13 protein-coding genes and 1 riboswitch are annotated in these 15,058 nt (G+C 43.1%); of the genes, 7 read left to right on the plus strand and 6 right to left on the minus strand.

The genetic code is table 11. The features are described from left to right. Window positions 1-4 precede the first annotated feature (4 nt). A complete protein-coding gene (locus tag ACILP5_RS01800) occupies window positions 5-2,506 on the plus strand; it encodes a glycosyl hydrolase (RefSeq protein ID WP_395616938.1) in 2,502 nt (833 codons plus the stop codon). After that, on the plus strand, window positions 2,503-3,162 hold the full coding sequence (locus tag ACILP5_RS01805; RefSeq protein ID WP_395616939.1) for a DNA alkylation repair protein: 660 nt from the start codon (window positions 2,503-2,505) through the stop codon (window positions 3,160-3,162). Before ACILP5_RS01800 ends, ACILP5_RS01805 begins: the two co-directional genes overlap by 4 nt. Here ACILP5_RS01805 and ACILP5_RS01810 read toward each other — a convergent pair whose 3' ends face one another. Next, window positions 3,163-4,965, minus strand: a complete 1,803-nt coding sequence (locus tag ACILP5_RS01810) for a glycosyltransferase (RefSeq protein ID WP_395616940.1) — start codon at window positions 4,963-4,965, stop codon at window positions 3,163-3,165. It abuts the gene before it with no gap. Window positions 4,966-4,970: 5 nt separating this feature from the next. Continuing rightward, window positions 4,971-5,906 carry a N(4)-(beta-N-acetylglucosaminyl)-L-asparaginase gene (locus ACILP5_RS01815; RefSeq protein ID WP_395616941.1) on the minus strand — a complete coding sequence of 312 codons (936 nt, stop codon included), beginning with the start codon at window positions 5,904-5,906 and terminating at the stop codon, window positions 4,971-4,973. 110 nt (window positions 5,907-6,016) lie between these two features. Here ACILP5_RS01815 and ACILP5_RS01820 point away from each other — a divergent pair, with 110 nt between their 5' ends. The 4 genes from ACILP5_RS01820 (at window position 6,017) to smpB (ending at window position 9,983) form a co-directional block, all read left to right on the plus strand. Beyond that, the gene (locus ACILP5_RS01820; protein WP_395616942.1) at window positions 6,017-8,452 is read left to right on the plus strand and encodes a penicillin acylase family protein; all 2,436 of its coding nucleotides are present in this window, start codon (window positions 6,017-6,019) and stop codon (window positions 8,450-8,452) included. A gap of 4 nt (window positions 8,453-8,456) precedes the next feature. Then, window positions 8,457-8,798, plus strand: a complete 342-nt coding sequence (locus tag ACILP5_RS01825; RefSeq protein WP_395616943.1) for a hypothetical protein — start codon at window positions 8,457-8,459, stop codon at window positions 8,796-8,798. 69 nt (window positions 8,799-8,867) lie between these two features. Continuing rightward, window positions 8,868-9,464 (plus strand): OmpH family outer membrane protein, encoded by a 597-nt coding sequence (locus tag ACILP5_RS01830; protein WP_395616944.1) that lies wholly within the window; start codon window positions 8,868-8,870, stop codon window positions 9,462-9,464. Between the two features lie 57 nt (window positions 9,465-9,521). After that, the gene (gene smpB, locus ACILP5_RS01835) at window positions 9,522-9,983 is read left to right on the plus strand and encodes an SsrA-binding protein SmpB (RefSeq protein WP_395616945.1); all 462 of its coding nucleotides are present in this window, start codon (window positions 9,522-9,524) and stop codon (window positions 9,981-9,983) included. Here smpB and ACILP5_RS01840 read toward each other — a convergent pair. The 3 genes from ACILP5_RS01840 to ACILP5_RS01850 are packed head-to-tail and all read right to left on the minus strand — an operon-like array spanning window position 9,980 to window position 11,867. Next, a complete protein-coding gene (locus ACILP5_RS01840) occupies window positions 9,980-10,522 on the minus strand; it encodes a CopD family protein (protein ID WP_395616946.1) in 543 nt (180 codons plus the stop codon). The two genes, smpB and ACILP5_RS01840, sit on opposite strands and share 4 nt — an antisense overlap. Before the next feature lies 1 nt (window position 10,523). Next, window positions 10,524-11,297 (minus strand): polyprenol monophosphomannose synthase, encoded by a 774-nt coding sequence (locus tag ACILP5_RS01845; protein WP_395616947.1) that lies wholly within the window; start codon window positions 11,295-11,297, stop codon window positions 10,524-10,526. Further along, window positions 11,298-11,867 carry a DNA-3-methyladenine glycosylase I gene (locus ACILP5_RS01850; protein WP_395616948.1) on the minus strand — a complete coding sequence of 190 codons (570 nt, stop codon included), beginning with the start codon at window positions 11,865-11,867 and terminating at the stop codon, window positions 11,298-11,300. An 81-nt stretch (window positions 11,868-11,948) separates the two neighbouring features. Continuing rightward, window positions 11,949-12,142: riboswitch (cobalamin riboswitch) on the plus strand. A gap of 73 nt (window positions 12,143-12,215) precedes the next feature. On the opposite strand from ACILP5_RS01850, the gene ACILP5_RS01855 reads away from it, so the two are divergent. Beyond that, a complete protein-coding gene (locus tag ACILP5_RS01855; protein WP_395616949.1) occupies window positions 12,216-14,333 on the plus strand; it encodes a TonB-dependent receptor plug domain-containing protein in 2,118 nt (705 codons plus the stop codon). A gap of 82 nt (window positions 14,334-14,415) precedes the next feature. On the opposite strand, the gene ACILP5_RS01860 is transcribed toward ACILP5_RS01855, so the two are convergent. Then, the gene (locus ACILP5_RS01860) at window positions 14,416-14,931 is read right to left on the minus strand and encodes a DUF4833 domain-containing protein (RefSeq protein WP_395616950.1); all 516 of its coding nucleotides are present in this window, start codon (window positions 14,929-14,931) and stop codon (window positions 14,416-14,418) included. Window positions 14,932-15,058 lie beyond the last annotated feature (127 nt).

Here is a 15,058-nt window from a genome sequence, read left to right on the forward strand (position 1 = left end):
GGGTATGAAAAGATTTTTTTTACTCCTTCTGTTTTTTGCCTCTAGATTGATAGCGACAGCAGGGTCATCCGATGATCCTGCTGTTTTTTCTACCGCTAAACCCTGGGCCTATTGGTGGTGGCCGGGTAGTGCGGTGACAGAAAAGGGAATAACATATAATTTAGAGAATTTTAAAAAAGCAGGTTTTGGCGGCCTTCACATCGTTCCCATCTACGGGGCGAAAGGGGCAGAGGCCTTATTCCAAAATTATTTAAGTCCTGGCTGGCAATCTAAATTCTTTTATACCCTAAAAGAAGCCAAGCGCTTAGGAATTGGCATCGATATGACCATGGGGACGGGCTGGCCTTTAGGTGGACCGACCATCACCGAAAAGGAAGCAGCAAAAAAATACCAATTTAAAGAGGGCGTATTTACAACAGATCTGACTGGCCAAAAAGTGAAACGTGCTGCACCTGGCGGAGAAGGGCTCGTGCTCGATCACTTCGACATTAAGGCCTTTGCGAAATACAGTCACAATTTTGTGCCTCTTTTAAAGAAAGCACATTCTCCGCTGCGTGCCATTTACAATGATTCTTATGAGGCCTATGGTTCGAATTATACACCCGATTTGTTCCCCGCTTTTCAGCGAATGAATGGCTACGATTTGCGGAAGCATTTTGATGTACTGTCGAAAAAGAAGGCAGAATCAGAGGAAGAAAACCAGATTTTTGCCGATTACCATCGGACGATGTCGACTTTATTGCAGCGTAATTTTGCGCTACCATTTGACCATTGGATTAATTCGATGGGCTTCATCTCGCGCAGCCAAGCACACGGATCACCTGGGAATTTATTGGATCTCTATGCGGCTGCGGATATTCCGGAGGCCGAGTTTTTTGGTTCTAAACCCTTTGACATTCCGGGCTACCGGGTAGATCCGGATTATGATTCCACGACTTTTGGGATACCCGATATACGGGCGCTCAAATTAGCGAGTTCGGCAGCGAATTTGACTGGAAAGAAATTAGTTGCTGCTGAAACGGCGACTTGGTTAGGGAATCACTTTAAGGTGTCTATCGCACAAGTAAAACCGGTTTTAGATCAGGTTTTTGTGGGGGGTGTGAATCACTTATTCTTTCATGGAGTGACCTATTCTCCACCCGAAATCGCCTGGCCAGGTTGGTTGTTCTATGCGAGCACGAACTTTAATCCCCAAAGTCATTTTTGGGAGGCAATGCCGGCTCTAAATAAATACATTGAAAACGTACAAACGATGTTGCAGGCAAATCCGACGGATAGCGACGCCTTGTTGTATTTTCCGATGGAAGATATTTGGCATGTCAATAATGGGTCAGGCAAATTGCACACCTTGGAATTGCACGCGAATAGCCGGGAATGGTTGAAGAATACGTCCTTCGGAAAATGGTCCGAACTATTGCAGAACAAAGGTTTCTCGGTAGACTATATTTCAGATGATCTGTTGACTGATCTTGTGCTGACGCCTACTAAGACCTTTAAGACTAAGTCCGGTGGAAATTACAAAGTTTTGTTAATTCCGGCCGCGCACTATGTTTCCGTGGAGACGCTAGAGTTGCTTGCGAAATGGGTAAAGCAAGGCTATCCGGTCTATTTCCTAGAACATTTGCCTCTTAACTTGAATACATACGGGGCGAAGAAGGAGGCCAAAGAACGTTGGGAGAATGCCCGTAACGCCTTATTAATGCGCGTGCTTTCAGATCCTGCAGATCAACTCGCTCGCTTAGGAGTTTCAACAGAGTCGATGACTTCAAAAGGGCTATCCTTCCTTCGTAAAAAGACGCCTGCCGGCGCGGCTTATTTTGTGACGAATTTACAATCGAAATTTTCGGAGGGGTCGATTTCCTTGAAAAAAATAGCTGGAAATTACGAGGTTTGGGATCCATTAACGGACGCGAAAAGCTATGGCAAAAAAGGTTCTGATGCCTGGCTTTCTTTAGCTCCTGGCCAAAGCGTGATCATTAAATCGGTCGCTAAAATTCCTTCGGCTTCTCCGATAGCTGCAGCAAAAATCACCACGGAAATCACGCCCCAAAACCTCCAAGTTTCCGTCGGTGCCCGCACATTTGATTTACCAGATTTTGACTATTACACACATTTAGATACTACTTTAGCAGATTCTCCATCCGCTCGCTATCGTTTTAATCTGAGCTTGACTTCGGATCAGATAGCTGCAGCGAAAGTCTTACATTTGACAGACCTACGAGATATGGCCAAATTGCGTATCAATGGAAAAGAGATCGGTATGATTTGGTCGCTTCCGTTCCAACTGGCTATTCCTGCAGGCATCTTGCAAGAGCAAAATCAGGTGGAAATCGAAGTGGTTTCCAATTCCGCAAATCGCATTCGGAAGATGGATCAGAAAGGAGTAGTTTGGAAGAATTTCTATGAGATTAACTTTGTGGATATCCGGTACAAGCCTTTCGATGCCTCGAAATGGGTGATTGAAGACGGAGGAATGAAAGGTAAAATCTATTTCACGAATCGATGAGTCAATTTATTCCAGCAATCACAGAAGCCTTACGTGATCTAGCAGATGCAGACAATGCGTTTTGGATGCGCAAGTACATGCGGGAGAAATACCCGTTTCTGGGGGTAAAAAAGCCGGAGCGTCAAGAGGTTTTTAAGCACCTGTATAAGCAATACGGATCCTCAGAAGATTGGTTCGAGGTGTCCTCTCAGCTATTTGCGATGCCAGAGCGGGAATTTCAGTATGTCGCGATGGAATATGTAAAGCAGGCGAAAAAATCCTGGGACAAGCGATTGCCGGCTTTGTTTGAATCTTGGGTAGGGGAGGACTCTTGGTGGGATGTGGTTGATTTCTTAGCGCCACAAATTCTAGGGCCCTATTTCTTGAAATTTCCCGAAGATCGCGATGTGTGGATTGAGCACTGGTTGAATTCAGGGAATTTTTGGTTGCAGCGTTTTTGCCTTATTTTTTCGTTAGGTTACAAAGGCAAAACGGATACCATGTTGCTAGCGAAAAACATTCAAGCACTGAGCTCTTCGAAGGAATTTTTTATTCAAAAAGCGATTGGCTGGGCGCTACGTCAATACGCTCGAACGGACCAAGAATGGGTGATGGATTTTGTGGGAAACAATGCTTTGGCCCCGCTGAGTAAACGCGAGGCCTTAAAGCATCTTTAACTATCTTTTCTTTTTAATAATCGCAAGTTCGTGCGCCGTATCGTAATACGAACGCAAGTTTGACCAATCAAAGGTATCTGCAATACTCTCTACGCGGTTACGCTGCGTGATTCGATCACGTTGCGATTGCTGTACGAATTTGAACAATAAGTTCGCTAATTGCTCCGCAGATTCCTGGTAGGATTGCGTTTTGCGATTCACCACGCTTACGCCCCATTGTTCGTAATCACGCATAATTTGCATCATATAATCACCAAAACCAGACAGGTCAGAAGTCACCGTAGGTACCCCGCGCGCCATACATTCTAGTGGCGTATAGCCCCATGGCTCGTAATAGCTAGGGAAAACACCTAAGTGACAACCGCGTACGAATTGGCCATAATCCAAACCAAAAAGCGGGTTCGTCGACACAATAAAGTCTGGGTGGTATACCACTTTGACCTTGTCCTCAGGGTTATTCAAGAGATTCGTGCGGTGTAAATTCCGGATGATATCGTCCTCTTGTTTCAATAAGTGGGTCACGACTTTTGGTCGCGCATTCGTCTTCCAGGTCTGCACCGTTCTACGTAAACGCATCCGCCAATATTCATCCACGAAGGCATTCAAATCTGGCATTTGTAAGTCGCTGGACGAAGCGGAGGCATTGAATAAAAGATCCCCTACTTTTTTCTCAATCGCATGGCAATTCTCTCGGATTTCATCCAATACCGCACGAGAATGCAAGACTTCGGGGTCGATCGAATGGTAGGGTTGTTTTGTTACAAAGAACATGACAACCGTTTTCTTTGATCCCGCTTCCTTCATCTTGCGATTCAAAATAGCTAACGCATCCAAGGTGATGTCGTATCCTTTGTTCGAATATTCGAAGCGACCGGAGGTAAATAAATACAGGGTTTGATCTAGGTCAAAGGGTTGGCTTTGGAAGAAGTGCCCCATGACGAAGTTCGAAATGCTTTGCTTGTATTTTGAGTGCAGGTTTTGGTGCTCGTGAAGTGCAGCGAAACGCTGGATATTTAAACCATTTGGTAGAATCAATTCCGGAATTCGGCCTAGGAAATACTGGCATTCCTTTGCCGTAATATCACTGACTGTGGTTAAAACATCGGCTTTTTGTGCGGCAGCACGCTCAAAACAGGCTTGCGCCTCGATGCCATAATGTTTTGCCTCTTTGTGCCAATCGAAGTTTTCGATGACATCATAAAAGTTAGGCACATTGCCCGCTAAATAGCGACCTAGCATGGTCGCATGTGTGGTGAAAACGGTGGCTATCTTGACCTTTTCTTTCTTTAAATCCGGTAGTCCCGTGGATGCCATCCACTCGTGGAAGTGGGCTACAATGTGTGATTTATTCTTGTTTTCTTCAGCTACTTCCGTTAACAAAAGACGGATCATTTCGCCAAAAACAATGGTTTGGTTCACTAAATCCTCAACCCCTAAAGTGGAAATTTTATGGTTATCCCAGATGCGACCTTTAATCGCATCTACCTCAGAAATCAAGGTTTCAAGTTCAAAAAGAACGATTTTAGGCTTTCCCGTAATTAACCAATAGCCGTAGTGGACACCTAAGCCAGATTTGCGCAGGTTCAAAACAGCTCTCTCTAAAGGGGTATCCTCAGTTACTGTTAATGGCTCGAATTCTGCGGCTGCTGTTTGGGGAAAATAGGGTCCAATTAAGGCATAATCATCGCCCCATTTTTCGACCATCGATGGTACTTTTGTTCTAATGACGGTATAAATTCCACCTACTTGATTACAGGTTTCCCAGGCAATCTCGAATAAATATTTTTTCTTTTCTGCTGGCATAAATATTACATGTAGGAAGCACTTTCTAGTACTTGCGTTTTCCCGTTTTTAGTAATCGTGTAATTGAATCCTTTTTGGATGGCATAGGCGCCATATTCGCCTTTTTTATTGAGGGCCAAATACCCGATTTGGAATTCCTTGTATTTATAGCGTTTCACGATCCGCATCACAGCTTCTTCACAAGCTTGCTGTGGGGATTTTCCTTGTCTCATTAATTCAACAATTAGAAATGATCCCAAGGTCTTCATCACAAACTCCCCTAATCCCGTCGCACAAGCTCCGCCTACCTCATCATCACAAAAAACGGCTCCACCAATAATAGGGGAGTCGCCTACACGTCCATGCATTTTGAAAGCCAAACCGCTCGTGGTGCAAGCACCCGCAATTTCGCCCGCTTTCCCGATCCCTAATAAACCGATGGTATCGTGTCTTTCAATATTAATAACGGGTTCGTATTTGGATTCTTTTTTCCACTCTTCCCAGGCCTTTTTTGAGCTCTCCGTTAATAGATTTTCTACTTTGAAGCCTTGTTCTTTAGCGAATTTCAGGGCCCCCGCACCCGAGAGCATGACGTGAGGTGTTTTTTCCATCACGGCTCTGGCTACTGAAATGGGGTGCATAATGCCTTCTAAAAAGGTGACAGACCCGGCATTTCCTAAGTGATCCATAATGCAAGCATCCAAAGTCACATGGCCATCGCGATCTGGATAACCGCCATAACCTACCGACGTGTCATTTGGATCTGCTTCCGGAATTCGAGCCCCAGCTTCTACGCCATCAAGCGCTTTCCCTGTTTCCATCAATTTATTCCAACCTGCGATGGTCGCTTTCTCATTTTTCCAGGTGGCAATAATGAGAGGTTCTGATGTCGCCGCCTGGGCGGTGGCTCCTAAGCTGGCGCCTAAAAGGGTAGAGGTTTGAAGGAAGGTGCGTCTTTTCATATAGCTTTAAAGATAAATTATTTGGGCGTAAAGGAACAATTTTGTAAAATTGTCTTTCTAAAATAGAAAAAAATCTTCGGATATTTCATTAATCTCCCTCTATTTCATCAATGAAAATCATTAAATCTGCTTTTCCTTTGGTAATCGCCCTGTTTTTAACCTATGCGATGAACCAAAGCTGGGGAACTATTCCTCCCATCGGTAAAATATTTAGTCCTTTCCATGGCTTCTGGATGAATGCCGAAAGTCCAGAATCAGGCGAGCCTACAGAAGAAACTTTGCAAATTGATGGCCTTCATCAACCCGTTCAAGTCGTGTATGATGAGATGGGGGTGCCACACGTCTTTGCACAGGATGACCATGATCTATATTTGGCTCAGGGTTATTTAACTGCCAAAGACCGTTTATGGCAAATGGAGTTCCAAACCCACTTTGCTGGCGGTCGCATTTCTGAAATCGTAGGTGAAAAAGGAATGGCATCCGATCAATTCCAACGCAGAATGGGTTCCGTTTATGGAGCCGAGAAATCTTTCGAAGGAATGCAACAAGATCCTGCTGCCAAGATGGCTCTTGAAGCTTATTCAGCAGGGGTTAATGCCTACATTGGTTCTTTGTCAGATCGCCAATTACCTTTGGAATACAAACTATTAAACTACCGTCCAGAACCTTGGACACCTATCAAGAGCGCCTTGTTTTTGAAGAATATGTCTTTCGTATTAGCTTCGGGAACTGACGATTTGAAGATGACTAACATCTTGCGCAAATACGGCCGCGAGGTAGCAGAGGATTTATTTCCAAACTATCCTTTCCAAGAAAGTCCAATCATTCCCGTAGGTTCTCCTGTCGATTTCAAACCCGTGCCTATTCCAGCTGCACCGGCTGACTTCACCGGTTTAGGAAGCTCGATGACTACCCCAGAAAAAGATCCAAATATCGGTTCGAATAACTGGGCTGTTTCAGGAAACAAAACGGTTTCGGGTTTACCAATCTTAGCGAATGACCCGCACTTAACGTTATCTCTTCCATCGATTTGGTACCAAATGCAATTAGTTGCACCCGGTGTGAATGTCTACGGATCTACGATGCCAGGAACACCAAACGTGATCATTGGATTCAATAAAAATGTGGCTTGGGGTGTAACGAACGTTGGTTCTGATGTCTTAGATTGGTACCAAGTGAAATTCAAGGATGCTTCGAAGCAGGAGTATTGGCACGACGGGAAATGGAAGAAAACCACCATGCGTATCGAAACCTTCAAGATTAAGGGTAAGAAAGATATGGTGGACACGATTTTCTTTACTCACCATGGTCCTGTGGTTTATCTTTCTCATGAAAAGCCGTTCCGTTCGAATATTCCGGTAGGTCATGCTCTTCGTTGGATTGCGCATGAGAAATCTCAAGAATTAACAACTTTCTATCAGCTGAATCGCGCGAAAAACTATGCCGATTACGCGAAAGCATTAACCTACTATTCTGCTCCGGCTCAAAACTTCGTATTTGCTAGTAATGAAGGGGATATCGCTTTATGGGTGAATGGTAAATTTCCTTTGAAGTCGAAATTGCAAGGCAAGTATTTATTAGACGGAACGGATGCGGCGGCGGATTGGCAAGGATTTATTCCGCAAGCACACAATCCACATGTGAAAAATCCAGTACGTGGCTTCGTGAGTTCAGCTAATCAATTTTCAGTAGATCCATCCTATCCGTATTATTTAGGCTGGCAATATGCGCCATCTGAGCGTGGGCGTCGCATCAATGAGCGCCTAGCGGTGATGGAGAAAATTACGATGGACTCCTTACGTGGTCTCCAAAACGACAACTTTAACATCCGTGCTCGTGAATTATTGCCACTTCTTTTTGCACAGGTAAAATCGCCAAACGCTGCTCAATCGAAAGCATTGGCTGCCTTGAAATCATGGAATCTAGTGAATAGCCCAGAATCTGTGGGAGCAACGATTTTTGAAAACTGGGTATTGACATTGCAGAGTTGTCTTTGGGATGATGAATTCTCAGAGGATGAAAAGGTTCCTATGAGCCGTCCTTCGATGGACCGCACGATTCAATTGATTAAATCGGAGCCCTCCGCACGCTGGTGGGATGATACGAAGACCCCTATTAAGGAGTCGATGTCAGATATCGTCATGAAGTCCTTACAAGCGAATTTGGATTCCTTGGTAAAACATCACGGTCCGCAGGGACCTGAGTGGGCTTGGTATAAGGTCAAACAAACGGGGGTTCGTCACTTGATTCCAGGTATGGATGCCTTGTCTCGCTTGAATATCCCGATTGGGGGTGGCGGAACGATTGTGAATGCTTCTACTACGAAGACTGGTCCATCTTGGCGTTTAGTGGTGGAGCTTTCGAAGGAGGGAAAACCGAGAGCCTATGGCGTGTATCCAGGTGGTCAGTCTGGGAATCCGGGTAGTAGTCATTACGATGATTTGATTGATACATGGGCCAAAGGAGAGCTTAAACCTCTTCTTTATTTAACATCTCCAGAGGAGAAATCGAATCGTTTACGTAAGAAAATCACTTTATCTAAATAAGTCTATGAGCAAGTTAATTTATAGTTTGATATTGATCGTGATAGGTGCCCTAGTGGGTATTTATTTGCCTTGGTATGCGATGGGTATAGCATTCGGTTTAATCGCCTTTGCATTGAATATGCCTGTAAAGTCAAGTTTTTTAACAGGCTTCTTGGCGGGCTTTATTTTGTGGGTGGTAGCAGCCTTGTGGCTGGATTTGCAACACCCGAGTACATTACCTGGCCGGATGGCTCAAGTGTTTCCATTGAAGGGGAATGTGTTTGCTTTATTTGCCGTGACTGGTGTGCTAGGAGGCTTATTTAGTGGCATTTGGACCTGGGCAGGAGCTAGATTAAGACAGAAATAATAATTTTTTAGGACAAACGATACAGACCTTGTATATTTGCCGACAATCCAATAAATAAAATTAATACACGTGAAAAATTTACCTTACGCTTGGTTGGGCGTTTTAACCATCGCAATTGCCTTTTTATTTTACAAAAATTCAGATAACTCGTCTGCAGGCTTAGGTGCTTCGACAGCTGATGGAAAACGTATCGTATTCGTAAATTCGGATTCCTTATTAACGAATTACCAGTTTTACAAAGACGCTCAAAAGGAGTTTGAGAACAAAGGGTACCGTTTGCAGGTTGATTTAGGCCAAAAAGAGCAAGCATTACAAGGTGAATTGCAAGCCATTCAACAACGTGCATCTGCTATGACTCAAGCTGAATTACAAGCAGCTGATATGACGTTGAAGAAGAAAGGTGCTGAATTGCAACAATATTCTCAACAAAAGCAGGCCGAGTTAGGTCAAGAGCAAGCAAAGAAAAACGAAGAATTGTACAACAACATTCGTGACTATATCACAAAAACAAACAAGGCTAACAAATATGAGTTTGTTTTAGGGTACTCGAAAGTGGGTGGTGGAATATTATTCGCAGATCCTTCTGTAGATGTAACAAACAAAATCATCGAAGGCTTGAACAAAGAGTACGCTGCGACAAAAGGCGACAAAAAAGAAGATAAATAATAGCTTTTAGCTACATTTGGCCACTCAGCGTTTCGCTGTGTGGCTTTTTTTATTCCAATGGCAAAAGAGAAAATCCAAAAGACTGTTGAAATCAAGAATCGTAGGGCATCCTTTGAATATGCATTCATCGATACCTTCACGGCGGGCTTGGTTTTAATGGGAACAGAGATTAAGTCAATTCGTCAGGGGAAGGCCAATTTAACGGATGCCTATTGTGTCTTCTTTCAAGATGAACTCTTTGTCCGAAACATGCACATCTCCGCCTACGACGAAGGAACTCATTATAACCATGAGCCTCTTCGTGACCGTAAATTATTATTGTCCAAACGCGAGCTAGGTAAATTACAGAAGGAATTAAAGAACGTAGGTTTAACGATTATCCCTACGCGTTTATTCATTTCAGACAAAGGCTACGCGAAATTGAATATCGCCCTTTCGAAAGGCAAGAAGACCTTCGATAAAAGGGACGACATTAAAGAGAAAGATGTGAAGCGAGATATGGACCGCTCTTTATCCTAGTTTTTCGTTCTGATTTTCTTGACAATCGTCACGGCCGCCATGATAACGATGGCAAAAATTACAAATCCACCCAATCCATACATCCAGTCCAGCGTATTTTTAGCCACCACTAGAAATACAACAGCGACTAACAGAATCGTAGCGATTTCATTGAAAAGACGTAGTTGTGGGCCAGTAAGTAAGAAATTCCCTTTTCTGAATTGAAGAATCAGGTGTCTACAAACGAAGTGATAAATCGTGATGGCCACCACAAAGGCTAATTTCAAATGTAGCCAACCTTGGCTGGCGAAACTGCTCAACCAAGCCACATAAATTAGAGATAGTCCAGTTATCCAAGTCAAAAACATCGCTGGAATCATGATGGCATTGAATAGGAGCTTTTGCATCTTCTCGAATTGTTTTGCCAAAATACTTTTCTCTGGTTCGTCTTTATCCTGAGCCTCTACGTGGTAAACCAATAAACGGGGAAGGTAAAACAGCCCAGCAAACCAACTGACCACAAAAATGATATGAAGGGATTTTAAGACCGTATAGCTCATGTTAGGCTTGGTAACGTTTGAACAAACTATTGACTTTCATCTGTATCACCCCAAAAATCGCCTCTTTAAAGATATTCGCTGACATCTTACTCGTTCCTTTCGTGCGATCCGTGAAGATGATTGGCACTTCCACCAATTTAAATCCGTATTTCCAGGTAGTGAATTTCATTTCCACTTGGAAGGCATATCCGATGAATTTAATTTGATTTAAGGGTAATGTTTCTAACGTATGTCTGCGGTAACAAACAAATCCAGCGGTGGCGTCCTGCACCTTCATTCCTGTAATAAATCGCACATAAAATCCAGCGAAATAGGACATTAAAACACGGCTCATCGGCCAATTCACGACGTTTACACCTTTAATGTATCGAGACCCAATGGACATATCGCCGTTTCCTGCTTCTGATTCTACTAGTTTTTCAGCCTTCAATTCAGCGGGTGTTGCACAAGCTTTGAATAGACGAACTAAATCATCTGGATTGTGGGAAAAATCCGCATCCATTTCAAAGATGAAGTCGTAGCCTTTATCTAGGGCGATTTTAAAGCCTTCAATATAGGCAGTGCCTAGTCCTAATTTTCCTTTTCTTTCCAATAAGTGGATACGTCCTTCATTTGCTTTTTGGAGGCGTTTCACTTGCTGGGCTGTTCCATCAGGAGAACCATCATCCACAATTAAGACATCGAAAATGGGATCCAAGCTCAGCACCTTTAAAAGGATGGCTTCGATATTTTCAATCTCATTGTAAGTGGGGATAATGACTATCCTTTTGTTCATTTAGCTATTGTTAGGATGGCGAAAGCAGTCGATCGTATGATCGTTCACTAATCCAGCCGCCTGCATCAAGGCATAACAAATGGTGGGTCCAACGAATCGGAATCCATTCTTTTTTAGAGATTTGCTCAATAAGACAGAGGTTTCTGTGCTAGCGGGTAATTCTCCGTGATGGGCAAAGTGGTTTAGGATAGGCGTATGGCCCACAAACTCCCAAATATATTGGTTAAAGCTACCAAATTTTTCCTGAATTTTAATAAAAGCCTGCGCATTCGTTCGAACGGCGTTGATTTTTAACCGATTTCGGATGATTAGCTCATTTTGCATTTGGGCCTCGAGTTGGTCATCAGACCAGTCAGAAAGAAGATGGTAGTCGAAATGCGCGAAGGCTTCTCTGAAGGCTTCGCGTCGCTTCAAAATAGTGATCCAAGAGAGGCCGGCCTGGAAGCCTTCTAAAATGAGGAGCTCAAAAAGCGCGTCATCTCGGTGCTCCGGATTGCCCCATTCCAGGTCGTGGTAAGTTTGGTATAATTCATCTGTGCCACACCAGCGGCAGCGTATTTTATTGTCCATTATTTCGGGTTTCTTTTTACAAAATAGAAGAATATATTTCGAATCTTTGGCCCAACAACTTGATAAAATAGAAATTGAACTACCTTTGTGTCAGCGAAAGGTTCTGCGCCGCTTCGAACGGCGTTGATTAATAGGGAATTTGGTGTAAGTCCAAAGCTGTCCCCGCAACTGTAAATTTTCAAAAAGCTTTTCAATCTAGGGTCACTGGCGTCGCTGGGAAGGCCGAAAAGCAATGGAAATGAGTCAGGAGACCTGCCTTTTACTATTCTTGACCTTGTTTTACGGAGGATGATCCGAGGTCGAGCGTTCGATTACCTATTTATTTCACAGGCCTGAAAGGGCAAAAAAATGTTAAACGTAGTATTAGTTGCGACCACGTTGTGGTCAGCGGTGGTCAGTAATCAGTATCCGGTAGTCGGTAGTCGGTATCCGGTAGTCAGTAGTCAGTGGTCAGTAGCCGGTAATCAGTATCCGGTAGTCAGTAGTCGGGAGTCGCTAGTAGTTGCTTCGCAACAGTCGCTAGTCGCTAGTCGGGAGTCGACAGTAGCCAGTAGTCAGTATTCAGTAGACAGTAGTCCGGCGGAATCATCCACCATTTACCATTCACCATTTACCATTCAAAAAGATTCCACGCTCGCAGACGTCACCATCTCCGCCCCCAAGTATCCCGAGAAATTAGCGCGCACAGGAAAAGTAGTTTCGGTGATTTCAGCCAAAATGATCCAGGCCAATCAGGGGAAAAGTCTAGGTGAATTACTCCAACAGAGTGTAGGTGTCGCAGTAGTAGGCGCGCGCAGCGCGCCGGGGACAAATCAAGAGATCTATGTAAGAGGGGCGAATACGGGGCATGTGCTTTTGTTAATGGATGGTTTTCCGCTAAATGATCCGTCACATATTTCGTCGGTAATGGATTGGAACTTGATTGATTTGGCAAACATCGAAAGAATTGAAATCCTGAAAGGGGGGCAATCAACATTATATGGTTCGGACGCGATGGCTGCGGTCATCAATTTAGTGACGCGAAAAGATGCAAAAGGATTGAATGTAGTTTTACAAGGGGGAGGATTAGGTACGCATCAGGAACGGATCTCTTGGTCGACTCGACAAGGAACTAATAGACTTCAAATTCAGGCCCAAAATTATGCGACAGATGGCTTTTCTTCAGCCAAAATTGCGCAAGGCGTAGCGGAGGCTGATGGATTTAAGCAACAAAGTTGGGGTTTGAAATGGGGGCGTGATTTGGGCAAAAATGGAAATCTTGATTTCTCTTATTCATCGCAATTGTACCAAGGGAATTTAGACAATGGGCCTTTTGTAGATGATCGTGATTTCGCTTCTAAAGCGACTAGTCATTCGTTTAGAGCACAGTATCAGGTGAAAAATTGGACGGTTCGTGCTTTTCAGGATTTAATTCACCGAGAATTTAAGAATGATTCGACAAACGTAGCGGCAAACGCTTTCTATAAATTCAGCCTTTCCAATTATGTGGGTTTGAATCAAGGATTTGAGTCTTTCGTAAAAATTCTAGTCAAAGAGAATGCCACTTTGTTAATTGGTTCAGAATTTAGACGCCAAAAAACGGACCAAAGCGATCTTTCCATCAGTGAGTATGGTCTTTATATTTCACCAGATTTAACTGAAAAACAAAAGACTCAGCAGATTCTGGGGACCTATTTTACCTTTCAGCAGAGTTGGGGAAAGTTTGGTTACGAAGTGGGGACGCGCTGGAATGTACAATCGACTTTTGGGAATTATTTTACGTATAATTTTAATCCTTATTGGGCTATTTCGCAGACAGCGAAGCTCTTTGGGAATTATTATACGAGTTTTAAGACGCCTTCAATCTATCAATTAGCTTCACCTTATGGTAATCTAGATTTACAGCCGGAGCAAGGTGAAACAATCGAATTAGGCGCAGAAAAGAAATACAAATCTTGGAAAATACGCGTCGTGGGATTTCAAAACGAGGTGAATCAGGGGATTGTGTTTCAGTCGATGGCCGTGGAGCCTTTTGGCAAATACCAAAATATCTCTCGCCAAAAAACGCATGGCATCGAATTCGAGTTAGGTTATCAAAAAGCTAAGTTTCAAGCCGATTTCAATTACACTTATTTGAAAGGGGAGATGATTGATCGCGATTCGACCTATTCGTCCTTGATTCGCCGTCCTTCGAATGCCTGGAATTTAAGTTTGCAATATAAGCTCCACAAAAAATGGTCCGTGGGGATGAATAATCAGTATGTAGGCCAAAGAACGGACTACTTCTACGATGAATCCAGCTATTCCGTCAAGGCAAACCCGATGGATGGTTATTTGTGGACTGATTTATCTATACATTATCAAATCAATCGAAATTGGAAGCTTTCAGGCATATTGAAAAACGCGCTGAATCAAGAAATCACAGAGATAACGGGGTATAGCGGGCAACCGAGGAACTTACAAATATCCCTAACGGGAAATTTTTAGAGTAAAGAGTATAGATTATAGAGTAGAGAGAAGATTGTGAGATTTTTATCTCTACTCTATACTCTCTTATCTCTACTCTAGTTTAAGGCTTGAACTTCTCATACACATCCCTCCCCGTCACCGGATCTTTCCCGAAAAGCTCAATGTATTCCACGGTGGTCAGAAATTTTGTTTCATCTACTTTTACATAGACTCTTTTCAAAATCTGCATTTTGCCATTAATTAAAAAAAGCGCAATCGGATTTCCTGACGCATCTTGTTTAACTATGAATTTACGTTTTCTATAGGCAAGGAAATGTCCTTCAAAAGCATTCATAATTCCTTGAATAGCGGTGGTATATAATCCATAAGCTAATGTCCTTTGAATCATAGTTAATTCCTCAATAGGGGGCTTTTCATTGAATTTGTACCAATAGGTTCTAACTGGGTCCTGTGGATTTAGTTTACCTGCAATTAAGTTCGCATCGTATACGGCCACATTTATATTCGTACTTCTTTGGATAAAAAATAATCGAATAGGGGAATCAGGGGGAACTGGCAAGCGCTCGCCAGCAAAGACATGTAAACTGAATAAAAAGAATAGCGACGCTAATTTCATTTGGAAAAAAATTCAATCGCAAATAACGAAAAAAATCTCAATCTGTTTTGGGTTAAAGACGCTATAAAGCATCAAATACTTGGATTTTCTAAAATTATGCGTATCTTTGTGAAGAATTTAAGGAAAA

Origin of the sequence: Aquirufa sp. (genome assembly GCF_044239315.1) — a bacterium.
Classification (GTDB): domain Bacteria; phylum Bacteroidota; class Bacteroidia; order Cytophagales; family Spirosomataceae; genus Aquirufa.